The sequence below is a fragment of the Halomonas sp. genome (genome assembly GCF_052095695.1).
Lineage (GTDB): Bacteria > Pseudomonadota > Gammaproteobacteria > Pseudomonadales > Halomonadaceae > Vreelandella.
In genome coordinates this window covers 26,740-49,625 of the sequence record NZ_JBQDLQ010000017.1, presented here as the reverse complement: position 1 = coordinate 49,625, position 22,886 = coordinate 26,740, and the positions used below count along the sequence as shown (strand labels likewise).

General features: G+C 54.9%; 26 protein-coding genes. 14 read left to right on the top strand and 12 right to left on the bottom strand.

Annotated features, from left to right (window positions below; all coding sequences use genetic code 11):
- The 5 genes from rpmG to ald form a co-directional block, all read left to right on the top strand.
- Positions 1-133, top strand: a 133-nt coding sequence (gene rpmG, locus ACTH5D_RS05465) for a 50S ribosomal protein L33 (RefSeq protein ID WP_441669133.1), incomplete at its 5' end; no start/stop codon positions are given.
- A 156-nt stretch (positions 134-289) separates the two neighbouring features.
- A complete protein-coding gene (gene mutM, locus ACTH5D_RS05460) occupies positions 290-1,150 on the top strand; it encodes a bifunctional DNA-formamidopyrimidine glycosylase/DNA-(apurinic or apyrimidinic site) lyase (protein ID WP_441669129.1) in 861 nt (286 codons plus the stop codon).
- Positions 1,151-1,213: 63 nt separating this feature from the next.
- Complete coding sequence (locus ACTH5D_RS05455; protein ID WP_096282191.1) at positions 1,214-2,404, top strand: class I SAM-dependent rRNA methyltransferase; 1,191 nt, start codon at positions 1,214-1,216, stop codon at positions 2,402-2,404.
- A gap of 16 nt (positions 2,405-2,420) precedes the next feature.
- Complete coding sequence (locus ACTH5D_RS05450; RefSeq protein WP_441669127.1) at positions 2,421-2,855, top strand: acyl-CoA thioesterase; 435 nt, start codon at positions 2,421-2,423, stop codon at positions 2,853-2,855.
- Between the two features lie 188 nt (positions 2,856-3,043).
- On the top strand, positions 3,044-4,165 hold the full coding sequence (gene ald, locus ACTH5D_RS05445; protein WP_441669125.1) for an alanine dehydrogenase: 1,122 nt from the start codon (positions 3,044-3,046) through the stop codon (positions 4,163-4,165).
- 24 nt (positions 4,166-4,189) lie between these two features.
- On the opposite strand, the gene ACTH5D_RS05440 is transcribed toward ald, so the two are convergent.
- Positions 4,190-4,438 (bottom strand): SlyX family protein, encoded by a 249-nt coding sequence (locus tag ACTH5D_RS05440; protein WP_096282188.1) that lies wholly within the window; start codon positions 4,436-4,438, stop codon positions 4,190-4,192.
- A gap of 112 nt (positions 4,439-4,550) precedes the next feature.
- Here ACTH5D_RS05440 and ACTH5D_RS05435 point away from each other — a divergent pair, with 112 nt between their 5' ends.
- Complete coding sequence (locus ACTH5D_RS05435) at positions 4,551-5,090, top strand: cold-shock protein (RefSeq protein ID WP_441669123.1); 540 nt, start codon at positions 4,551-4,553, stop codon at positions 5,088-5,090.
- An 86-nt stretch (positions 5,091-5,176) separates the two neighbouring features.
- Here ACTH5D_RS05435 and ACTH5D_RS05430 read toward each other — a convergent pair whose 3' ends face one another.
- The 10 genes from ACTH5D_RS05430 to ACTH5D_RS05385 all read right to left on the bottom strand — a co-directional run bounded on the left by ACTH5D_RS05430 (position 5,177) and on the right by ACTH5D_RS05385 (position 14,235).
- Positions 5,177-5,566, bottom strand: coding sequence for a hypothetical protein (locus ACTH5D_RS05430; protein WP_441669121.1), 390 nt, complete (start codon positions 5,564-5,566; stop codon positions 5,177-5,179).
- The gene (gene dapE, locus ACTH5D_RS05425) at positions 5,563-6,729 is read right to left on the bottom strand and encodes a succinyl-diaminopimelate desuccinylase (RefSeq protein WP_441669119.1); all 1,167 of its coding nucleotides are present in this window, start codon (positions 6,727-6,729) and stop codon (positions 5,563-5,565) included. Before dapE ends, ACTH5D_RS05430 begins: the two co-directional genes overlap by 4 nt.
- Positions 6,716-7,741, bottom strand: coding sequence for a 2,3,4,5-tetrahydropyridine-2,6-dicarboxylate N-succinyltransferase (gene dapD / locus ACTH5D_RS05420; RefSeq protein WP_441669117.1), 1,026 nt, complete (start codon positions 7,739-7,741; stop codon positions 6,716-6,718). Before dapD ends, dapE begins: the two co-directional genes overlap by 14 nt.
- A gap of 61 nt (positions 7,742-7,802) precedes the next feature.
- Complete coding sequence (locus tag ACTH5D_RS05415) at positions 7,803-8,147, bottom strand: Spx/MgsR family RNA polymerase-binding regulatory protein (protein ID WP_441669115.1); 345 nt, start codon at positions 8,145-8,147, stop codon at positions 7,803-7,805.
- Between the two features lie 46 nt (positions 8,148-8,193).
- Positions 8,194-9,390 (bottom strand): succinyldiaminopimelate transaminase, encoded by a 1,197-nt coding sequence (dapC, locus tag ACTH5D_RS05410; RefSeq protein ID WP_441669113.1) that lies wholly within the window; start codon positions 9,388-9,390, stop codon positions 8,194-8,196.
- Between the two features lie 112 nt (positions 9,391-9,502).
- On the bottom strand, positions 9,503-10,522 hold the full coding sequence (locus ACTH5D_RS05405; RefSeq protein ID WP_441669111.1) for a peptidoglycan-binding domain-containing protein: 1,020 nt from the start codon (positions 10,520-10,522) through the stop codon (positions 9,503-9,505).
- Positions 10,523-10,627: 105 nt separating this feature from the next.
- The gene (locus ACTH5D_RS05400) at positions 10,628-11,191 is read right to left on the bottom strand and encodes a TadE/TadG family type IV pilus assembly protein (RefSeq protein ID WP_441669109.1); all 564 of its coding nucleotides are present in this window, start codon (positions 11,189-11,191) and stop codon (positions 10,628-10,630) included.
- Positions 11,172-13,412: a pilus assembly protein TadG-related protein gene (locus ACTH5D_RS05395; RefSeq protein WP_441669107.1), complete on the bottom strand. Its 2,241-nt coding sequence runs from the start codon at positions 13,410-13,412 to the stop codon at positions 11,172-11,174. The genes ACTH5D_RS05400 and ACTH5D_RS05395 overlap by 20 nt, the downstream gene beginning before the upstream one ends.
- 53 nt (positions 13,413-13,465) lie before the next feature.
- The gene (locus tag ACTH5D_RS05390; protein ID WP_441669131.1) at positions 13,466-13,909 is read right to left on the bottom strand and encodes a TadE/TadG family type IV pilus assembly protein; all 444 of its coding nucleotides are present in this window, start codon (positions 13,907-13,909) and stop codon (positions 13,466-13,468) included.
- 116 nt (positions 13,910-14,025) lie between these two features.
- Positions 14,026-14,235: a Flp family type IVb pilin gene (locus ACTH5D_RS05385; protein WP_441669105.1), complete on the bottom strand. Its 210-nt coding sequence runs from the start codon at positions 14,233-14,235 to the stop codon at positions 14,026-14,028.
- Between the two features lie 567 nt (positions 14,236-14,802).
- On the opposite strand from ACTH5D_RS05385, the gene cpaB reads away from it, so the two are divergent.
- The 8 genes from cpaB to ACTH5D_RS05345 are packed head-to-tail and all read left to right on the top strand — an operon-like array spanning position 14,803 to position 22,364.
- Entirely contained in the window at positions 14,803-15,828 is a 1,026-nt protein-coding gene (cpaB, locus tag ACTH5D_RS05380; protein WP_441669103.1) for a Flp pilus assembly protein CpaB, read from the top strand.
- Between the two features lie 58 nt (positions 15,829-15,886).
- The gene (locus tag ACTH5D_RS05375; RefSeq protein WP_441669101.1) at positions 15,887-17,134 is read left to right on the top strand and encodes a type II and III secretion system protein family protein; all 1,248 of its coding nucleotides are present in this window, start codon (positions 15,887-15,889) and stop codon (positions 17,132-17,134) included.
- 8 nt (positions 17,135-17,142) lie between these two features.
- On the top strand, positions 17,143-18,312 hold the full coding sequence (locus ACTH5D_RS05370; protein ID WP_441669099.1) for an AAA family ATPase: 1,170 nt from the start codon (positions 17,143-17,145) through the stop codon (positions 18,310-18,312).
- Between the two features lie 10 nt (positions 18,313-18,322).
- Positions 18,323-19,570, top strand: a complete 1,248-nt coding sequence (locus ACTH5D_RS05365; protein ID WP_441669097.1) for a CpaF family protein — start codon at positions 18,323-18,325, stop codon at positions 19,568-19,570.
- A complete protein-coding gene (locus tag ACTH5D_RS05360) occupies positions 19,567-20,451 on the top strand; it encodes a type II secretion system F family protein (protein ID WP_441669095.1) in 885 nt (294 codons plus the stop codon). Before ACTH5D_RS05365 ends, ACTH5D_RS05360 begins: the two co-directional genes overlap by 4 nt.
- Before the next feature lie 2 nt (positions 20,452-20,453).
- On the top strand, positions 20,454-21,341 hold the full coding sequence (locus ACTH5D_RS05355; protein WP_441669093.1) for a type II secretion system F family protein: 888 nt from the start codon (positions 20,454-20,456) through the stop codon (positions 21,339-21,341).
- On the top strand, positions 21,341-22,006 hold the full coding sequence (locus tag ACTH5D_RS05350) for a tetratricopeptide repeat protein (RefSeq protein ID WP_441669091.1): 666 nt from the start codon (positions 21,341-21,343) through the stop codon (positions 22,004-22,006). The genes ACTH5D_RS05355 and ACTH5D_RS05350 overlap by 1 nt, the downstream gene beginning before the upstream one ends.
- A 43-nt stretch (positions 22,007-22,049) precedes the next feature.
- A complete protein-coding gene (locus ACTH5D_RS05345) occupies positions 22,050-22,364 on the top strand; it encodes a DUF3613 domain-containing protein (RefSeq protein ID WP_441669089.1) in 315 nt (104 codons plus the stop codon).
- A gap of 34 nt (positions 22,365-22,398) precedes the next feature.
- On the opposite strand, the gene ACTH5D_RS05340 is transcribed toward ACTH5D_RS05345, so the two are convergent.
- Positions 22,399-22,866, bottom strand: a complete 468-nt coding sequence (locus ACTH5D_RS05340; RefSeq protein WP_441669087.1) for a prepilin peptidase — start codon at positions 22,864-22,866, stop codon at positions 22,399-22,401.
- Positions 22,867-22,886 lie beyond the last annotated feature (20 nt).

The following is a 22,886-nucleotide window of genomic DNA, read 5'->3' as shown; positions in this document are numbered from 1 at the left end:
GTCTAGTGCCGGTACAGGTCACTTCTACACCACTGATAAAAACAAGCGGAACACGCCGGACAAGTTCGAATTCAAAAAATTCGACCCGGTCGTCCGTAAGCACGTTATGTACAAGGAAGCTAAGATCAAGTAATCGCTGTTGCGATGAAGATCGGTTTTCACTGCAGGCTAGCGCCTGTTCAAAAACCCGGCCCCAAGCCGGGTTTTTGCATGCATGTCTTTCATGTTACATGCGTCTCTTTGCCACTTTCACAAGGCTGTCATCAATAGGCCGGTACAGTGTCCAAATATGCCCGAACTCCCCGAAGTTGAAACGACCCGACGCGGGATAGCCCCCTATATTGAGGGCCAGGAAGTTACCGAGGTGTTGGTGCGGCAGCCACGGCTGCGTGTGCCGGTGCCAGAGGATCTTGCTGAGAGGCTGGTGGGCGCGCGGATTGGCGTGTTGACGCGACGTGCTAAATATTTGCAGATCCCCATTCACGCAGCCCAAGCGCCAGAAGGCGAATGTGATACCGCGCAACACGCGGATGCAACGCTGCTATGGCATCTGGGTATGTCGGGTAGCCTGCGTATTGCTAGGGTGGGGGACTTACCTAAAAAGCATGACCATGTCGATGTGGTGACCGCCAGCGGCTATGTATTGCGCTACCATGATCCTCGCCGTTTTGGCTTTGTGGATTGGCAGCAAGAGGATGCAGCGCTGGATAAGCGCCTGGCGCACTTAGGCCCAGAACCGCTGTCTGATGCGTTTAACGGTAAATGGCTATACACGCTCTCGCGCAACAAGCGGGTGGCGGTTAAGCCGTTTTTGATGGATAACCAGGTAGTGGTTGGCGCCGGAAATATTTACGCGGCCGAGGCATTATTTATGGCCGGTATTGATCCACGGCGCGCAGCTGGGCGCGTGTCCCTCGCGCGTTATCAGCAGTTGGCGGTAGCGGTCAAAGAGGTGCTGGCAGCGGCGATTACCCAGGGTGGCACCACGCTGCGAGATTTTGTCAGTGGTCAGGGCGAGCCCGGTTACTTCGCCCAGCGTCTGAATGTTTACGGCCGCCACGGCCAGCCCTGTTTACGCTGTGGCACGGAGCTTCGCCGCATTACCCTTGGCCAGCGCGCCAGCGTGTTCTGTCCCGGCTGCCAGCGCTGATGGCAGTTTGTAGAACTTGCCCTATTGATGTGAATTGAAACGCTTAAGTTTTTGGAGATTGCTGTGACCCAACGCCTGCGCCTAAATAAACACGCTGACCGCCGCCTTAAAGCGGGACATCTTTGGATCTACTCCAACGAGGTCGATATTAAAGAGACGCCGCTGAAAAACTTTGCGGCAGGCGAAACTGCTCTGGTAGAAGCTTCCAACGGCAAAGTCATGGCGGTGGCGTATGTGAATCCTCATTCGCTTATTGCCGCGCGGGTCATGTCACGCGATCCCGAGATGCGCTTGGACCGCTCGCTGTTTGTGCACCGCTTTAACCAAGCGCTTGCCCTGCGCCAGCGCTTGTATGACCAGCCCTACTACCGCTTGATCCACGGCGAAGGGGATCTGCTGCCAGGTTTGGTGGTTGATCGCTTTGGCGATGTGGTCGTCGTTCAGCTCAATACTGCCGGCATGCAGGCATTGGCAGATGAGATCGTTGATGCGCTGGAAAAAGTCATCAAGCCTGAGGTGATCGTCTTCCGTAACGACACCGGCGGTCGTCGTCAAGAAGGGCTAGAGGCTCACGTTGAAGTGATCAAAGGCGTCTTGCCTGACGAAGTCTTGCTTGAAGAGAACGGCGCGCGCTTTGCTGTGCCGGTTATTAACGGCCAGAAAACCGGCTGGTTCTTTGACCACCGGGTGAACCGCGAGTGGCTCAATCGCCAGGTGTCGGGTAAGCGCGTACTGGACGTGTTCAGCTACGTGGGCGGCTGGGGTGTTCAGGCCGCGGTTCACGGTGCCAAAGATGTGCTGTGCTTAGACTCTTCCAAGACAGCGCTTGAGCAAGTGGCTCGCAACGCCGAGCTGAACGGTGTGCAGGAGCAGGTTGCCGTGGGCGAGGGCGATGCTTTTGAAGCCCTGGCGGCTTTGAAAGCAGACGGTGAGCAATTCGACGTCATCGTGCTTGATCCGCCTGCGTTTATCAAAAAGCGCAAAGATATTCCCAACGGCGAGCGTGCCTATGCCCGCTTAAACCGCGAAGCTATGCGCCTACTGGGGCGCGATGGCCTGCTGATGTCCGCCTCGTGCTCTATGCACCTGGCGAATGATCGGCTAATGGATGTCGTGCGCGGCGCGGTACGCCATCAAGACCGTCAAGGTCAGGTGATTTTCCAGGGCCATCAAGGGCCTGATCACCCGGTACACCCGGCTATTCCCGAAACGTCTTACCTAAAAGCACTCGGCGTTCGTGTGTTCCGCGATTAATTGAAAGGAAAAGATAATGGAGTGGGCGCTGCCTGATCCCTTCATGATCGATATCCGCGTGGCTGATGAGGCGATTGACGCCTATCAGCACGCCAACAACAGCGAGTACCTGCGCTGGGTTGAGCAGGTCAGCTGGGCGCACTCAAAGGCGCTCGGACTGTCGCTTGAGCGTTATCGCGAGCTTGATCGCGCCATGGTGGTTCATCGCCATGAGCTGGACTATCTCGCGCCCGCCTTTGCAGGCGAAGAGCTGCTGTTGGCGACCTGGATTGTCGATTGTGATGAGCGGTTCAGTTTGACCCGGCGGTTTCAGCTTAAGCGACCGCGGGATGGCAAAACGTTGCTAAACGCACGCACGCGTTTTGCCTGTGTCGCGCTTAGTACGGGGCGCCCCAAGCGCCTGCCCGATGAGTACCGGCGTATCTATGGCGGCGCGGTAGTGGTGGAATGACGCAGAGGAGAGTTGATTTTTTCGTGTAGAAACAGCATTCGCTAGATTTTTCTCCTAAGAAACGCCTTAACCGGCGTTTTTTTTGTTTTTATTTTCTGGACTGGTGGTCAACGTTAGGGGTGATGTAGTTTGCCTAACAGAGCTCATTTTTTGCTGAGTGCCGACGTTAAATAAAAAGGAAGTCGCCAATGAACATCGCTATCCCTAAAGAAATTAAAAACCATGAATATCGAGTGGCCTTAACGCCCGCTGGCGCACGTGAATTAGTCGGGCGTGGCCATCATGTCAGCGTTCAGGCCGGTGCCGGTGAAGGTGCGGGGTTTAAGGATGATGACTATCAGGCTGCCGGTGCGCAGATAGAGGCCGATGTCGAGGCGCTGTGGCGCGGCGCTGAGCTGATTCTTAAGGTTAAAGAGCCTCAGCCGGAGGAGGTGGCACGGCTCACCGCGAAGCATACGCTGTTCACCTACCTTCACCTTGCCGCTGAACAAACGCTGACCCGTGGGCTGATGGAAAGCGGCGCGACCTGTATCGCCTATGAAACCATTACCGACGCGCGTGGCGGCTTACCGCTGCTGGCGCCGATGAGCACGGTGGCCGGTCGAATGGCTGTTCAGGCCGGTGCCCACAGCCTGGAAAAAGCCCAGGGGGGCGCCGGCGTGCTGTTGCCCGGTGTCCCTGGCGTTGCGCCGGGTAAAGTGACCGTGATTGGAGGAGGCGTGGTCGGCGAAAACGCGGCCCGTATGGCGCTGGGGCTAGGTGCTGATGTCACCATCTTGGATAAATCGCTGGCCCGGCTGGAAGTGCTGGACGATCGTTATCAGGGGCGCATTAAAACGGTTTATTCAACTACCGACGCATTAGAAAGCGCTGCGCGTGAGTCCGATATGATCATTGGCGCAGTGCTGGTGCCCGGTGCCGCTGCGCCCAAATTAATCACTCGGAACATGCTGGCTTATATGAAACCCGGCAGCGTATTGGTCGATGTCGCGATTGACCAGGGCGGCTGTTTTGAAACCAGCAAGCCCACGACCCACGCCGAGCCAACCTATATCGTTGATGGTATTGTGCACTACTGCGTGGCCAATATGCCCGGTGCGGTGGCGCGGACCTCTACCCAGGGGCTAACCAATGCAACGCTGCCGTTTGTGATTGCGCTGGCTGATAAAGGCTGGCAGCAGGCACTGCGTGATGACCCACATTTTCTGCCGGGCCTTAATGTCCATGCCGGGCGAGTGACGTACCCTGCGGTGGCGCAAGCGTTTGGTCTTGATGGTGTTGACCCCGCCAGCGTCATCAGCGGCAGCTAAACCGCCCATCCGCTGGCCGTCGGTTTAATAGTGCGGCGGCAGCTCATCCTCAGGGCGCCGGCCGCCCTGGGGCTCGCTATCTTGAAGTGCCTGATGCTGCTCGCGCAGGCGTTCGCGCATTAGCCCACTGAGCTGCTCCAATTTCTCCAGGCGCCGCTCTTGTTGCACGACCGCTTGGTCTAGCGTGTCCAGCCAGTGCTCTTGATACGCTAGACGACTCTCTAAAGATTCCAAAAGTTGGGTTAGCTCAGCAGGCGTTAATTCGTGGGTCATGATAACATTGCAACCTTATGTAGTAGTATGCCGGTGCTATTGGGAGTGGGCCTGATAGTTCGGCTATTGTCCTTCGTCTGTTACCCATACAACAAGAGAGCTTTCTTTTTCTATGAACCCAAAAGTTGTGTTTCGCTGTTTCTTAATCAGTGTATTACTGTCCGCCCCCACGCCACTTCTGCTGGCGGGGATTGTTCATTTAACCGATAGTGCGCTCGCTGAGCTATGGTTGGCCGAGTTAGCCATCAGTGGTATGAGCGGTGTGTATATTGCCGTTGCTATAGGGTGTTTTATTGTTTTGTTCCTCGGCACCTTGGCATCAGCTGCGTTTGCACCTTCAATGGTGGCATCAGACGCTATGGCACGCTCCACGTCAGCGTCGCGTCCATCCCAGGCGGCTCCTTTGGAAGATGATGAGGAAGAAGATATCATCGACCCCAATGACGGCCGTGAAGAAGGTGATGTAAAGTGGTTCAACACTAACAAAGGTTACGGTTTTATTACCCGCGACAATGGCGAAGACGTATTTGTACATTTTCGCGCCATTCGTGGTCGTGGCCCGCGTATGTTGGCCGAAGGTCAAATTGTGCGTTACCACGTGATAAAAAATGAGCGTGGCCTGCAAGCTGACGATGTAAGTATTATCGAGTAGGTTTAACCACTTATTTGATAGTAAACGACCCCGCCTTGGCGGGGTCGTTTGCGTTTAGCTCGTTGGATGGTTTAGTTAGCCTGATATCAGCGGCCCGAATCTGGCCACGCAATTTCACCTTCTTTGCCGCCCGGGAATACTTGCCAAAAGCGATCAGGATCATCGCCAGGGTGCCAGCCGCCTAGCGAGCAGCGCACCTCGATTTGCAGCGCCTCGGCTGCCTGCTGGGCGCAGTCTTGGTCGGTTAGCCAGGGGGTGTGGTTGCTATCAAACCAGAGGCTCGCAAACCCATCTGCAGCTCTATCAACCAATAAAACCGGTACACAGTCGCCCTGATATTGGCCGCGGGTTTTCCACTGGCCTTTGCCGACTGGGCTAAGCGGCGGTGCTATCAGCGAGCTTTTAAGCCACGCATTGAGTGCGTCAAGCGAAACGCTCTTCAGGTAAATTTCTATATCGGGGTAACGCTCCATCATACGTTTGCCTCGCCGGGTGTGAGCAGCGCCTGTAGCGTGGCTTCGTAAATCCGGCTTAAATCGTCTAGGTCGCTGGCGCGAACGCGCTCATTGACCTTGTGGATGGTGTCGTTAAGCGGTCCTAGCTCGACCACTTGCGCGCCCAGGGTGGCAATAAAGCGGCCATCAGACGTGCCGCCGCTGGTTGAAAGCGTTGGCCGCAGGCCGGTCACCGCTTCAACACCTTTAATGGCCGCATCGACAAGTTCGCCTTCTGCCGTCAAAAATGGCTCGCCATTGAGTGTCCAGTCTACCTGATACTCAAGCGCATGCTGGTCCAAAATCGCGTGTGTGCGCGCTTTGAGCTCTTCATGCGTCACCTCGGTGGAAAAGCGGAAATTAAATACCACTTCCACGTCGCCAGGAATCACGTTGGTGGCGCCGGTGCCCGCCCGCAGGTTAGATATTTGAAAGCTGGTGGCCGGGAAGAAATCGTTGCCAGCGTCCCAGTGCTCGTTAGTGAGCGCCGTCAACGCAGGCATTGCTTGATGAATAGGATTGCGCGCTAAATGCGGATAAGCCACGTGGCCTTGAATGCCTTTGATGTGCAGCACGCCGCCGAGCGAACCGCGGCGCCCGTTTTTAATCACATCACCCAGGCGCTCGGTTGAGGAGGGCTCGCCGACGATGCAGTAATCAAGGCGTTCATTGCGCTCGCGTAAATGCTCAACCACCGCACGGGTACCATCCACTGCCGGGCCCTCTTCGTCGGAGGTAATCAAAAAGGCAATTCGCCCATCGTGCTGAGGGTGGCGGGTAACAAACCGCTCCACCGCTGTCAGCATTGAGGCCAAGCTGCCTTTCATATCGGCAGCGCCACGGCCGCAGAGCATGCCCTCGTCGTCAATGCAGGGCTCAAACGGCGGATGCTGCCAATTGGTGTGGGGGCCGCTGGGAACCACATCGGTATGCCCCGCGAACGCTATGACGGGGCCGTGATGGCCGCGTATTGCCCAAAAGTTTTGCACATCACCAAACGGCAGGCGCTCAATATGAAAACCGAGCGCCTCCAAGCGCTCGATCATCAGGGGTTGGCAGCCTTCGTCGTCTGGCGTGACCGACGCACGGCGCAGCAGTTCAAAGGCGAGCGTGAGTGTCGGCGATTCAGGCTCAGTTATGGGCATGCAGCGCCTCGTTTAGGGCGATCGCACTTTTATTGGTCAGGCACTCAATACGGCCACTTTGCGAATTGCGACGCCATAGCAGGTCATCTTGCCCGGCTAATTCACGCGCAGCGATGGTATTCACTTCTTGGCCTTGCTCATCCAGCAGCGTAATTTTAGACCCAGCGGTGATGTAAAGGCCGGCTTCCACCGTGCAGCGGTCGCCTAGCGGAATGCCGATGCCTGCGTTGGCGCCGATCAGGCAGCCTTCGCCGACCTTAATAACCATATTGCCGCCGCCGGAGAGCGTGCCCATGGTTGAGCAGCCGCCGCCAAGGTCTGAGCCTTTGCCGACCATGACGCCTGCTGAAATACGGCCTTCAACCATGCCAGGGCCTTCAGTGCCGGCATTGAAGTTGACGAAGCCTTCGTGCATGACGGTGGTGCCTTCACCCAAATAAGCGCCCAGGCGCACGCGGGCGGTGTCGGCAATGCGAATGCCGGTAGGCACCACGTAGTCGGTCATTTTGGGGAACTTGTCAACGCAGTCAACGGACAGCGCACGTCCCGCCATGCGCGCCTTCAGGCGGCGCGTTGGTAGCTCTTCAATATCAATCGCGCCTTCGTTGGTCCAGGCGATATTGCGCAGCAGGCCAAACATACCGGTGAGATCGAGGCCGTGAGGTTTGACTAGGCGGTGCGACAGTAGGTGCAGCTTTAAATACACTTCTGGAACGCTTTGCGGAGCTTGGTCGGTGTCCAGGAACATGGCTACCAGCGGGCGCTGGCTGGCCGAAAGCGCTTCAGCAAGCTTCGCTTGGGCAGAATGGCCGGCGGCTTCTAACGCTTTAGCCAACCGCGTGCAGTCTTCGGGTAGAAAGCTGATGGCGGCATTGCCCTTGGGCGCATCTAGCGCTTGTTGCGCGGCCTCCACCAGACTCGCTTCTGGATTGAGCAGTGGCGCCGGGTAATAAATTTCCAGCCAATTGCCCTGAGTGTTTTGAGTGCCGATTCCAAGCGCAAAGCTCAGCATAAGTCATCGTCCTGTGGTTAGGGAAAAAGGGGTCGTAAAAATGAACAGTGTGTCGCCGCGGCTAGCCGCGAAGCTGGTCGTAATCGCCCTCGCGGTAGCCGACTAAAATGGTGGCGTCGTCTACCTCAAGCAGCGGCCGCTTAAGCAGCGTCGGATGTTTGATCAGCAGTTGGCGAGCCGAGTTGGCGTCGTAGTCTTTCTCTTCATCGGAAAGCTCGCGCCAGGTTTTGCTGCGCTTATTAATCGCCTCCACTAGCGCTACGCGCTCAAGAATGTGCTCAAGCAGGCTCGCGGAAAGGCCATCTTTGCGTAAATCATAGGTTTTAAAGGCAATGCCTTTCGCTTCTAAATCTTTTTGTGCCTTACGGCAGGTATCGCAATTATTGATAATGTAGAGCGTTCGCATACGACCTCCATTGAACGTTAAATAAGGGCGCGGTGAGTCATCGCTGTTAACCGCGCTCTATCAACTGGCGAATTCGCTGGGCCGCTTCAAGCGTGGGCGCTAACTCAGCGACCAGCGCTAATCGCAAGCGACCGGCTCCGGGATTTTTGCCACTTCTGCCGGTACGGCCCATTAGGCTGCCGGGTAAAACGCTCACGTGCTGCTCAGCGAATAGTCGTTGGGTAAAGGCGATGTCGTCACCGCCGGGAACCGCAGGCCATAGGTAAAAGCTAGCCTCTGGTGTCGGAAAGTCCATCACCGGCGCGAGTACATCGGTAACGGCGCTAAACTTCTCGCGATAGGCGTCGCGATTCGCGCGCACGTGGTGTTCATCCTGCCAGGCGGCGATAGAGGCATGTTGCAGTGGTAGCGACATGGCGCAGCCGTGATAGGTGCGGTAGCGCTTAAAGGGCGTCAGTAGCGCCGCATCGCCCGCCACAAAGCCGGAGCGCAGCCCTGGCAAGTTGGAGCGTTTGGAAAGCGAATGGAAAACGACGCAGCGCCGGTAATCGTCGCGCCCAAGCTCAGCGCAGGCCTGCAGTAGGCCGGGCGGTGGGGCGGCCTCGTCAAGATACAGCTCCGAGTAGCATTCATCGGAGGCGATAATAAAATCATGCTCATCAGCCAGCGCAATCAGTTGCTTGAACTCATCAAGGGGCGTTACTGCACCGGTAGGGTTGCCCGGCGAGCAGATAAAGACGATCTGTACCTCGCGCCACGTGGCGGCGGGCACCGCGCTAATGTCGGGTCGAAAGCCATTCTCAGCGGTGCAGTCTAGATAAAGCGGCTCGCCGCCGGCTAACAGCGTCGCGCCTTCGTAAATCTGATAAAACGGATTGGGTACGGCAACTTTGGCCGGGCGGGTGCGGTCCAGCGCCGCCTGAACAAAGGCGAAGATAGCTTCTCGCGTGCCGTTAACCGGCACTACGTGTCGCTCGCTATCCAGCTCGCGCAATTGAAAACGCTGGGTTGCCCAGGCAGCAATCGTTTGGCGCAGTGCAGGCAGGCCGTTAGTGGCCGGATAGTGAGCCATTTCTAGCTGATGCGCCACCATGGCTTCAAGCGCTGCGGGGTAGGGAGCGTGCTGGGGTTCGCCAATCGTTAGCGAGATAGGTGCGATCTCCGCTGGCGGAGTGAGCGCCGCCTTGAGCGCGGCCAGCTTTTCAAACGGGTAGGGATGCAGGGCGTCAAGGTCGGCGTTCATGATGTGTCCGTTGATGGCGTGGCGGGCGTAGACCGACAATTATAAGCAAGCCCCAGTGTTGGCTCAAACACACTGGGGCTAATCGGGCGATTAAAGCGAGCTAGACCGTCGATTAAGGGACGCGAATCGAAAGGCTTTCAAGGCTTTCAAAGGTCACGCCTGCCTGAACAAGGCCGCGCTGGTTTTGGAACTGCCCCAGCGCATCAAGCGTTCTAGGGCCCAAATGGCCATCAATGGCGCCCGTATGAAAGCCATATTGGCGCAAGGCGTTTTGTAAATCTTCCACAAGCCCAGGGGTGATGTCGTTGCCGCATATCGCCTGGCGCATTTCCAACTTGGGTTCGCCGCGGTAGTCAATGCGGTCCATCAGGCGTGTTTGGCGCGGCACGATGGTTTGCGAGGTGCGTGCAGGCGATGCAATGTCCTGAGTGCGTACCAGCTCTTCGCTAGGCTCATTCCACATCTCAATAACCCGCGCGGGCTGATCCACCACCTGGCGGGTCACCATGGTGTATTCCGCAGGTTCAACGACCACTTGCGTCGTTTCAGGGCTTACCATGACCTGCACGGAAACACGTTCTTCGCGGGCCGGGTGCTCTTGCATGCAAAAGCTCATGCTGGCGGAGCCGCCGCCGGCGCTGCACGATTCCAATGAACGGCGCTCCCCTTCTACTACGACTGTCCGCGTTTGTTCTTCAAAGACGGCGGGCACGACTTCGAACCGTTCCACGGGCGGGCGGGTCATCACACGCTCTTCAACCGTGCGGTAGGTGGCCGGTTCAATGCGGTAAGTGAGCGTGCCTTCGCGAGTTTCAACGCGTTTAAAGCCTTGCTCTATTTCCGCGGGAGTGACATCGATAGTGGCCTGCTGATCCTTGATCTGGATCTCGACCATTTCGCGCTGAGGGCGAGGATTAACGGCCCCCACGGCCCAGCACTGGCCAGGTTGAATTTGCGATAATGATTCCTCTAATGAGGAGGCTAAGGCCGGCGTCGCCAGGCTAGCAGCGCCAATGCCTGCCACCAGCCAGGGTAGCGGGCGCCGCAGCCACCGTTGGGTCGCGCAGCGTAAAATAAAGCGCTTGAGTAGAAAGTGTTGAGGCTCAGGCGATGCAGCAGGAGTTGCAGTCATAGCAGTTATTATCCGTTTCTTTCAATAGTATGCCCGTAGGTGTGCAAACGGCCGCAAGCTTATCATTTTCCAAGCAGTTGACGGAGGTCAAAGGGGCATATTGCCTTATAGCGTGATGATTGTATAACCGCGAACCCATGATCGCCCGGTATTATCCGCATATGGGGGAAAGCGGAGGTCATCTCCTAGCACCAACTGCGGCACGATAGGGTCGCTCGCTTGAATGCAAACATTCACCTGATAGCGTGGGTTAGCATTGGGCAGTGCGTTGGGTTCTGGTCGCCAGTAACCATAAACAGTGTCAGGTAGAGCGGTCCATTCTGCGGGTTCATCTTCGCTTTCACCTTCCCCTAAGTCTGTACAACCATTCCGCCATGTTGCTGGTAGCCAACTTTCATCGATGATGAGGCTATCTATCTGCTCCCCGACCCGCCTAAGCATCGCTGCCTCATCTTCAAAATATGGGGCATTAGTATCCACTTGTAGCGCTGCACGCGAGGCTTCAACGGAATAATGTTGGAAGCCCAGCCTTGCAACGGCAGGGAGGCCAAACGCAATGCTTCCATACACGAGAGCAAAGAACAGTAAAAAAATAGCGGCGAACTCAATCGCCACTGCGCCGCGTTGCTTGTGTTGACTCAGAGAAGGATCAATCACTAGTTTCAACAAGGGTAGGTACCCCACAACTAATAGCGTCTACATATGCCTCACTCCGGCCTGCTTCTAACCCCAGCATATCAGCGAGTAGTGTGTTGAGTATGCCTCCTACACCATTGAGAATCGGCTTAAGCAGGTTTAGCACAGGGCGAAGCAAGATGCACAGCCCACCAGAGCAGCTCACAGTATCCGTATTCGGGTTGGTTATGCTATTTGCTACATTTTGAAATGCATCTGAATTCTCAATATTTGGGCTGCTCTTCAGAAAGCGGGTTAAGTTATGTTTTACACAGCCATTCCAATTTAACAGTGAGCTTAGCAAGCCTGAACATGACCGATAGCCATTACTGAGGGTTGAGATGCCTAAGAGGTCCAGTAGGCTGCCAGGCTGGCCAGAGTAAGCGACAAAGGCTTGGGAGAACGTTCCGTCCCTCCATGAGCTTTGGGGGCACAGAACGATCAAGCAGCTCGTCGGTATGGATCTGGGGATGAACCAGTCGTCAGTAAGCGGTGGCAGCACTTGTCCACCGTCACTCCCGCCATTCAGTATCAGTGATGTCACATTGCCTACATTGTAAAAGCCGGCACTATTTTTGGTCGTTTCAAGGTAGTGCTCTGCTAGATACTCAATCTGCCTATCCCGGTCTATATCGGAGTCCAATTCGCCGCCATGATCACGCACAGGTGGGCGGAATAAGCCAGCTAGAAGGTCGAGCAAGCCTGCCACAATATTATCAAGGGTCCCTCCGAGTGCGAGCTCGTTCGGTTGTGTGAGGCGTGTTTCACCAACCGCCATGCCGCTGAGGGTTTCTTCACTTACCAGCCCTGGGATAATTGAGCGACCGGATAAAATGGGAGCGTAGAAAAGAGTGATGAGCTCGGTTTCTTGAACGTAAGCGGAACAACTCTCAGTGCCTGACCATCGGTCATCTTCATCAATGTCGCCAATGCAAACATTGAGTAGAGTCGACGTAACGTGGATATCTGCGGTTGACTCACTCCCTCCACATTGCATGCCCGTCAGCTCCCCATGGGCGTTGGTGACATCAATTGTTAGGGGTAAGTGAATACGAATCCCCAGCAAGCCGGTCAAAAAACCCACAATGGGGAGGCGATTAGTGTCGATATCCACATGCGCACGAACCTGCCCGCTATAGGCGGTAGTTCCAAGAGGCCCGGTGGCCCATGAGGGTGGTTCGGTGATACTGGCAGTGACTTCTATGCCCAGTAGGTCAAGTCCATCAATAGCGACGGAATGGCCGCGCGTCCCGGCCAGGATCGCTGCCGACAACAACCCGCCCAGATTAATATTGCCTTCCAGAGCAGGGCGCAAGCTACCAGAGCTACCCGTTGCCAGATTAATCAATCCTCCTTCGCCCAGTAAGTGTAAATCAGCAGTGCTCAGGGTGGCGTTGTTAAGGATAGTGGTTCGTAGTGCCGAAAGTTCAACTGCGAGAGCACTATCACCAATCAATTCCAAACTAGCATTAATCAGGTCATCAATACCTAGTAAACCAACTTGCGTGTCGACCAAGTTGAGGAGCCCTTCAGGGGTGAGCAGTGCCAGCTCATTAATGCCCACATCAACCCCAAGTGCTTTTAAAAGCCCAGCAGGGGTGATACTGACATTGGCTAAGCCTTGAGAATCCAAAATAGTAAGATCGGAAACATTAAGCCCTATCCCTTGGAGTAGTTGGCCTGCCAACTGGTTTTCATTCAGGTTCAATAGCTGGCCGCCAACAGAGAACGTAGCCACGGATTCGCTATTGCGCTGGGCAAAGGCGGTAGCGGAGAGATTGATATCTCCATCGAATGCATCACTAAATAGCGCACCGCCACGTAGCAAAATACTAGCGGGGGTGGTCCTGCTTGCCGTTACCTTTACACCGGGGCCGGGTATGTCTAGCACCTCGCGTAGGCCAGCTTCGCTGGTAACGGTCACGCAATCAGTAGACAATGCACCATCAAACCCATGCAAGCTAGCGGACTGCGTAGCAAATGTATTGGCAAGAGGAGGGTTAGCGGCGCAGTTGCCCTGTGGCAAGCGGGCGCTGGCATCAAGGGCCGCCATATCCGCGACTTTTTGCAGATTGCGCTTTTCCATGTAAAGCCGCCCGGTATCCACCACCAACGCCATTAAGGTGAGAAGTATCACCAGCAAAGAGGCGGTGAGAATACTAATAACGCCCCGTTGGCGAGCAGGGCCATAAGAGCCGCTTAAAGAGGGGGGCATGGGAGTACCTTTATATCGCAAACGCCTGTGGCAATAAATGGGTGACTTAAGACTTAAGGAGCAGCGGTCACTTCGCGGGTGTGCATTGTGGCAAAGCCCACAATCTGTTCGGGTAGGGTAGGAAACTCCCAACCCATTACTTTAATGGGTGGCAAAATACTGCTGGGCGCCGGATGGCGCACACAGACTTCCCAAACCCCGTTAGTAGGATCAATGGTTAAAAACTGCTCCGTATCTAAACAAGGTTGTGCCCAGTTAGTGGGCATCCATGCCTCACCAATTTGAGTGGCCACATAGGCTTGTGTTTGTACATCACTTGCCTGGCGATAACGCTGCCACACCAACCCTTCTCGCAATGTATCCGAAGCCAATTGCTGATAACTGGCGCTCATTAAAAGCGGCATCGTATAGCCTACGATGCCGTACAAGAGAGCCATTAACATCACAAAACTAAAGGCAAATTCTATACTCGCTGAACCTTTTTGATAAGTTAGCATTTGCATCGTCAGGATTTGATCAGTAGCTGTAATTGAAATAAAGCAGACATGCTGAAAACTTCTGCTTCTTAAAAGCCCTTGTAAGTTAAAGGAAAAATAGTGAGCAGAGTTGTAATTTATTCACCATCCCCTGCTGAGCTTAACTGGTCTGCAATGCTATTGAAAAACGTTGCGAACGCGCCATCATCTCCTGAGAAAATAGTCAGTGCTGCGATAAGTGCAATCGCCATAATCCCTGCAATAACTGCATACTCAATAGCCGTAGCGCCTTTAGTATCACGGTGAAGGCTTGTTACATAAGTATATAAAAAAGTGATCAGTTTCATGGTGGTATCCCCTGCGAGAGATGAAGAGTAGCATTAAGCTTGCTAACCATTCTTACTCTGTGAGAGTTGCTGACGTGGTTAGCGCGGTCAATATTAATTTAATCCTAAAAATAGACCTTGCCTAGTATTAATTAAGTGTTTTTTTCGTAAACAGGGCTGGTAATTGTAATACATTGAATTTATTGTTTCTAATATTAGTGAGAGGGGCGCCGTGGAGGCTTGATGGCCCCATGTGGCGTGGCCTGCGAGGTGGTTTATATGGTGAGTACCGTAATTTATTTAAGTAATTTTATGTTTCTGAGTGTAGTTAATGGGTGAGTTTAAGTTAATTTATAGCGTTGATTAGATTTTTAAATGGCATTGATTATTGTTTCTTAGACGTTCGTTGAGTTAGCGCTTGATAACGGTTTCTTGTGTATGGGTATGAGTTTGTCTATAAGTGGTCGGCCATTATATTAATAAAATCAGGTGTTGTAGTGCGAGTTAACTTAACTGGCCTGATAAAGCTACTTTCGTACGTTAAATTGCAGTTTTAAAAGGCATTGCGGGCGCTGGGGGCGTGTATTTTTGAACAGTCGAGTGTTAATGGGCGTGGCTGCCGTATTGGTCGTTGCTGCCGTGGTGGTGGGATATTTGGGGATATCCCTGGGGCGCAATGAGCCTGCGCCAGTGGTCGAGGAGTCGGCACCTGAGAGTGATGGGGAGCAAGGGTGGGTCCGTTCATTGCCTGACCTGCTGGTCGAAGCGCCGCAGGAGCCACGCCTAGACGTCGTAGTGCTGGCGCAAAGCTTACCGGCCTACCACACCCTGCGCGAAGAAGACCTTCAGGTGGAACAGCTACACCTAAAACCACCGGGCAGCTTTGACAACACAGAAGCACTGGTGGGCCGTAAGGTATGGCGCGATGTGCCTGCTGGCAGCGTACTTAACGAAAGCCACTTTATGAGCGGCGGCCCCTTAGCCCGTATGATCCGCCCCGGTGAACGGGCATTGGCCATTCAATTTGATCAACTGATGGGGGCGGGCGGCCACCTTGCGCCGGGTGATTACGTTGACGTGCTGCTGTTCTTGCAAGAGAACGAGCTCAACACGGACCGTACGGTGCAAGTGGCCGTGCCTGCGCTGCGCGTATTAAGCGTGGGTGATGAGCTGGGCTTGGCTGCTACTGGCGAGCCGCTTACCCCGCCTGTATTGATCAGCGACGAAGATGAGGCCAGCCAGCAAGCGTCAGCACGAAATCAGTCTCGCCCTGAAACCGCTGTGCTCGCCATTCCTGTAGCGTTACTGACACGTTTTGCCTTGGCCGCGGAGGTTGGCAATTTGCGCTTGGCGGTGAGGGCCGCAGAAGAGGGGCTACTGAATGATTTCTATCGCGGTGAAACATCCGTTACCGAAGAACTCAACCAGCAATTGTTCCAGTTTGAAAAATTTGCGTTAAGCCAGGCGGAACGACCACAACCTGGCTTGGTGGAGGCCTCGGCTCGCCAGCAGCCAGCGGCACCCAGGTCATCTTCACCGCAACAGGCCCAAAACGCTGGGCCACCGCCGGTACCCGTTATTCGCGGTGCTGTGAGCAGCTTGGAAACGCCGTAGAGCCGTTACTAAAGCGGTTATTAAAAAAAAACTATGTTTGGGCAGGGGAATCAGGGGAATGAAATCAATAACGCGAATGCTGGCAAGTGTATTGCTCGGCAGTGGAGTGCTGCTGGCAGGAGGTATGTTGGCACCCCCTGCGGCTGCACAGCAGGCGTGTAGCCAGCTCAATAACGTGCCCCGCGCGCTAGAGCTTGCGCCGGGTATCCATCGGGAAATACAACTGCCGGTCACTATTGAGCGCCTGGCGGTTGGTAATCCGGAGGTGGCCAACGTTCAGCTAACCTCTGATCAGGCATTTTTAATCTCCACCGCCCAGGGCGGCGCGACCAATGTAACGGTCTGGACCCGCTGCTCAGAGCAGCCTAGAGAAATTACTCTGATGGTAACGGGGCAGGCCAGCCAGGCGCTAGGCCACATAGCACCAAGCGCCCCTGCCGTTCCCGCTCAGGTACAAACAGATATCCGCTTTATTGAAGTTAATCGCACTCGCTTGCGTGAAGTGGGGGTGTCGCTGTTTGGTAGTTCCAATAATAATTTGATTACCTCGCCCGGCGTGGGGCCAGGGTCGGTGGGTGTCGGTGATATTGGCAGCTTAACGCCTGGTGCTAACGTGCCGCTCTCCAGTAGCGGGTTTAATTTGGTGATTGGTGGGGGCAGTAGCCGCGTGATGGCGGCGCTGAGTGCGTTGGAATCCAGCGGGTTTGCCTACACCCTGGCGCGCCCTAGCTTGGTTGCTTTAAGCGGCCAGAGCGCGAGTTTTTTGGCTGGCGGCGAGTTTCCGATTCCTGTGCCGAGTTCCGGCAGCGACAGTGTTTCCATTGAGTACAAAGAGTTTGGGGTGCGCTTAACGCTGACCCCAACGGTGGTTGATGATCAGCGTATTACGCTGAAAGTGGCGCCAGAGGTGAGCGAGCTGGACTTTGTCAACGGGATCACCATTGAGGGGACTACCGTGCCCTCGCTGTCGGTGCGCCGCTCTGATACCAGTGTTTCGCTGGCCAGTGGTGAGAGCTTCATCATTAGCGGCCTTATCAGTACTAGCCGCAGCGCCCAGGTCAATCAGCTGCCAGGGCTGGGCAGCTTGCCGATAATTGGGGCGTTTTTTCGCAATAGCCAAACGCGCACCGAAGAGCGCGAGCTGCTGATGATTGTGACGCCTCATTTGGTGCAGCCCATTGCATCGGATGCAGTGCTGCCATCGATGCCGGGTGAGGAGCTGCGAAACTACGACCCTAGTGTGCATGAGCTACTGTTATTTGAGGATGGCTCTTTTAATCGCCGCGCCTCTGGGCTGTCTAGGTAGGGGGTGGCATGCAAACATTTTTGGTAAGCGGCTGTACTGATATTGAGGTCGGCTGGCTGGAGTCTACGCTTGGTGACCACGGGCGTCTGGTGCCGGTGAGTAATAAGCTGGAGGCGATTATCGGCCTTGCCGACCAGATGTCGGTGGGGATTGTGTTTATCTGCGTCAATCAGCAAAACCGTCATGACGCGCTGGCGGTGATTGAAGGGTTAGACGAGTCGCGGCCTCAGGTGGCTGTGGTGGCTATCGGTGAGAGCGCAGAAAGCGATCTAGTGTTAGGTGCGATGCGGGCGGGGGCGAAAGATTACCTGTCGGTGGGGCAGCGCGGCAGCGACGTGCAAAGCTTGATTCGCCGTTTGGGCCGCAAGCAGCCGCTTATCAGCGGTGTGGAAAACGGCCAGCGCGCCCGTATGGTGGTGTTTTACGGTACGGATGTCGCCTCAGACACAACGTTGATCGCCAGTCATGTGGCGTTGTCGCTTGCCAGTAAGCAGTCGCAGGTGCTGTACATGGATATGGCGCCAGGGCTGGGCGAGGTGGATGCGATTCTTAGCCTGAAATGTGCGTTTGGCGTTGAAGACGCGATGCGCTCTGCCCAGCGCATCGATAGCTCTGTTATCTCCAGTGCCTTTGCTAAGCATGAAAGCGGGCTGTTGGTGCTGCCTTTAGTACAGGATGACCGCTACCCGGAAGGCTATAGTTATGCTGAGGCGGTGCTGCTATTGGGCGTGCTGCGTCAGCACTTTTCCTGGGTGATCGTGAATGCCTGCGGTCAGGCTGACAGCGGCTTTGTGCGCGCGTTAGTAAGCTCGGCCGACCAAGTGCTGTGGTACCTAAATCAGAGTGTGCCCAGCAGCCGACGCAATTTGCACTGTTTGCAGCGTTGGCGCAGTGAAGGCGTTACCTTGAACAATGTAGGGCTGTTAGTTGACCGCTGCGTGGCTCGGCTTTCACCAGAGCCGAAAGTACTGGCCAATACCTTTGGGTTAACGGTGACGGCGGCATTGCCTGCCCATCACGAACAACGACTTAATAGCTTAAATCAGGGCGTGTCGCTGTTTAAACTTGCGCCAAAAGATGAGTTAACGCGGGCATTGCAGCATTTAGCCGATGAAGTTCTGCCTAAGCCACCAGCGTCAGGTAAACGTGAAGGGTTTATAAAACGCTTATTACGCTAAAGGAGGCTGTATGGATCGTAATGGTCTAACACAGCTCAGTCACCTTAAGGAGCGTTTGCATCGATACCTAATTGATCAATTGGGTGAGGAGACCTCGAATCTAATCGAGGGCAGTCGCCCTGAGCTGAAGCGATTTATTGCCTCGCATATTCAGACCTTCACTCGGCTGCATCAGCTTGCTATTTCCGGCTATGAAATTGATCGCTTAACGGAAGAGATGCTTGATGAACTTACCGGGTTTGGTCCGCTTGAGGTGCTGCTAAGCGACCCGACGGTGACTGAAATATTGGTTAACGGCAGCTCTCGTATCTTCGTTGAGCGGCGTGGCGTGCTGTCGTTGAGTGATTTGCACTTTGTCGACGATCACCACCTGCAGCGGGTTATACAACGCATTATCGCGCCATTGGGGCGCCGCTTAGATGAATCTTCTCCAATGGTTGATGCGCGCTTGCCCGACGGCAGTCGAGTGAACGCGGTTATTCCGCCGATTGCATTAGACGGCGCCTGTTTGTCTGTGCGTAAGTTCAGAAAGGATATGCTTAAAAGCCAGGAGCTGATTGAGGCAGGCTCGTTAAATGCCGATATCTTGGCGTTTTTAGAGCACGCTGTGCACCAACGCTGCAACATTATTATTAGCGGGGGCACGGGCACGGGTAAAACGACAATGCTCAATTTGCTAAGCAGCATGATCGATCATCGCGAGCGGCTGGTGACTATTGAGGATACCGCCGAGCTGCAGCTAAAACATGGCCACGTGGTTCGTTTGGAAACGCGGCCTCCCAATGCGGATGGGCATGGCGAAATAACGGCACGCAATCTTGTCCGCAATGCGCTGCGCATGCGCCCTGATCGGATTATTTTAGGCGAGACCCGGGGGGCAGAGGTGTTGGACGTGCTCTCCGCCATGAACACCGGGCACGAGGGTTCAATGACCTCTATCCATGCCAATAGCGCGATGGATTCACTGCTGCGGATGGAGACGTTGGTGGGTCTTTCGGGCGTGCAGGTGCCTGAAAAAACCATGCGCCAGTCTATCTCGTCTGCGCTTGAAGTCATTATTCAGCTCGTGCGGTTACCCAGCGGGCATCGCTGTATCAGCGAGGTGATTGAGTTAGGTGAGATGAGCCAAGATGAATACACCACAAACGTTTTGTTCCGCTATGACCGTTTGAGCGAGACGTTTGTGCAAGAGAGCTTTCACGCCCTCAATGAAAAGCTTGAGGGCGCGCTAGACGCGGTGAGGGACGTTGAGCCATGAGTTATCTATCTATCGTACTGCTGGGCATTAGCGCGGCGCTGCTACTGACCTCGGTATTAATGATGTTGGCCGGTAAGCGACAGGCCGTGGGCGAGCGTATTTATCAGCGGCTCAACAGCGATGGCGACTTGGTGGTGCCAAAGCAGAAAAAAAAGAGCGGCTTTTCACTATGGCTGATGCAAGCCGGTATTCAGCTGCCTGGTTGGTTGACGGCTTTGTTGGTGGCGTTGGTGTTATTGGTTGCGCTGCTGTTCATGCAAGTGAGCTGGTTCATGCCCGTGTTGGTGGTGGGTGGAATGGCGCTGCTCGTTTATCTGGTAGGCCAGTGGCGTGCCCATAAGCGGGTAGAGCGGATGATTTCGCAAATGCCGGGTTTTTTAGACCATATGGTGCGCAGTATAAAGTCGGGAAGAACCATGGGCGATGCGATGTTACTGGCGATGAAGCGCTGTTCTGATCCGCTTCATCAGGCGATGACGCCGGTGCGTCGTGATATCGAACTCGGCGTGCCAATGGTGGAGGCTATCAATGAGTTTGCTACCCTCTATAAGCGCGAAGAGTTTCATGTCCTGGCCTTGGGCGTGCGGATTAATCAACGCTACGGCGGTAACTCGGCGGATATGTTGAAGAGTTTGATTTTGATGATTCGTGACCGCGAACGGGCAAGCCGTCAGCTAAGCGCTATGACGGGTGAGACGCGTATCAGCGCGATAGTGTTGGCGGGTTTGCCGTTGGCGTTAGGCGGCTATATCTTGATTAGTAATCCGGACTTCTTAATGGGAATGTGGGTTACGTCAGCGGGTAAAATAATGCTGCTGCTGTCGTTGGCGCTGCAGCTGACAGGCTGCTTCATCTTGTGGCGTATGTTAAAGAGTATCTAATTATGTTGCTGCTCATACTGAGTGCGCTATGTTTGTTGGCGGCGGCGGGGGTGATCGCTTACGCCTTTTTAAGGCACAAACGTGATGCCTCAATCATCGCACAGCGTATTGCGCTACCCGATGGCACGGGCATGGCGGCGACCAGGCACCGGTCGCTGTTTGCTGGCCTGGGGGAGTTAGATGGCAAGCTGGATGCGGAAGTGCCGCGCTTGCTTGACCAGTTAGGCTGGCGCAGTACCGAACAGCGAGCGCGCTATTATGCACTGCAAATTGGCGTGCCTGTAGCCGCCGGGTTGAGCGCCGCGGGTATTACGGCATTTTTAACCGGTAACGGCCCCTCTTTGTTGGCTATTTTTGCCTCTGCTGGGGTTGGGTTTTTACTGCCTAAACGCTGGTTAAAAGGTGCCGTTGCCAAGCGCCGTGAAAAAATATCTGAAGAAGTTTCAGCCATGCTGCCGTTGTTGCGCATGCTGTTTGAAGTGGGCATGACGGTAGAGCAATCGCTGCGCGCGCTTTCTCAAGAAGGGCAGAAAATTCTGCCAGAACTCTCAATTGAGTTTAAGCGCGTGCTGGCACGTGTCGATGCCGGCTTGGATTTGGCCAGCGAGTTAAATAGCTTGGCTGAACGCCTGGATATCGATCAGTTGAACGACTGTGTGGTCATTCTTGAGCAATTAATCCGTCAAGGGGGCGGGGCCGTCGCCTCGCTGGTATCGCTCAAAGAACTGTTTGATGATCGCCGAATGACGAGTCTTCAGGAGAAAGTGTCGAAGCTGTCAGCCAAAATGTCTGGCACTATGGTGGCCTTCCTTTTTCCTGCCTTGCTTATTATCTTAGCGGGGCCAGGTTTTGTGGCTATTTTTGGGGCATTGTCAGGAATGAATCAATAATGAAATATACCCTCGGTGTCATGGTGTTAGGCGCAAGCTTTGTGCTGGCCGGTTGCGCTTCCATGGGCGGCAACTCTGCGCGGCAGAATAATCAATGCGGCCCGATGGAGCAGGAGCAGCAGTTAGCCATTCAGCTGGCTGGCGATATGGCGGACCAGGGTCGGCTGCATGCTGCGCTTGCCCACTTGGAGCAGTTGCCGGAAAAACTGCCCGAGGTACGGTTACGCAAAGCCACGGTTTTGCGCAAGCTGGGGGACCCACAGGCGACGGCGCTATATGAGTCGCTGCTGAATAGCTGCGTATCGGCCGAGGCGTATCACGGCCTTGGTCAGATCGCGGCTATTAACGGCAATTACGAGCAAGCGCTAACGCATATGCAAACCGCGGCGAACCTTTATCCTTCCAGCTTTACGATTCGCAATGACTTGGGGTTTGTTCATCTGCAGCGCCGTGAGCTTGATAAGGCGCGCTTTGAGTTTATGACCGCGCTTGAGCTTAGCCAGGATGACACGCTGCCACTGGAAAACCTGCTGACCCTGCTGATGTACGAAGATAAGTGGCAGGAGTCGAGCACCTTACTTAGAGAAGGGCGAGCGACGGCGCAAGACTATCAGCGGGCGGAAGAGCGTGCGCGGCAGTTACAGCTGGAAGACCAGCAGCGCTAGCAGGTTACCCCCGCGTGTGATAACTGACATGGAGTATAGGCTGATGGCTGTGAATGGTAGGGTGTTGCCGTGGTTTGCTGGTGGGTTGGTAGCCGTGCTAATGGGTGGCTGTCAGCCGCTAGCGGTAAGCCAGCCCTCTGAGGCCAATAGCCAAAAGCCGCGGATGTTGTCGATGGGCAGTACCGAGACTGACGCACTGCTGCAAGTTCAGCGCGAAGGCAGTCAGGCCTCAACGACGCCTCAACGGCTCTCGTCACAGGAGCGGGAGCTGGCTAATCAGCGCTGGCTTGATAGCTTTACTCATCCGATTCCTGAATTCTTCGAGCGCGATGTAGGCGGCGGCTTTAGTGATGAATAGCAGTGACGAGTAGCGCTAAGAGGGGCTCATTTAGCTAGCGATTTAGGAGCACTAACTGTAGGACTGCCAGCGCCAAAAAAATGAAAGGCCCATAAGCAAAATGCCCTTGCTGGTTTGCCAGGCCCGGTGCCCAGCGCCCAAACCAACCCAGGGCACTGGTGGGCAGTAGTGTCACGATAACGGCCCAAACTACCAGCAGCAGTGCGGCAATGGCGATCACCACCAGGGTGGCCATGCCGCCTAGCGTAAGGCCAACCGCGACCACCAGTTTGACGTCTCCTCCGCCTAAAATGCCTTTAATATGGCCTGGCACGCTCAGCACGAGGGCGCCACCAAGGCCGATTAATGCCTGGCTAGGTGAAACGCCCGCAAGGCTCTCGCCATTAAACAGCAACCATGCGATGGCCAGGAGTAGGTAGGGGTATATCAGCCAGTTATCAATGCGCCGATGGCGCACGTCTTGGTAAGCGACGACGAAGCTCCAGGCCAGCAGTAAAAGCATTATCGCTTACCCTGTTTGAG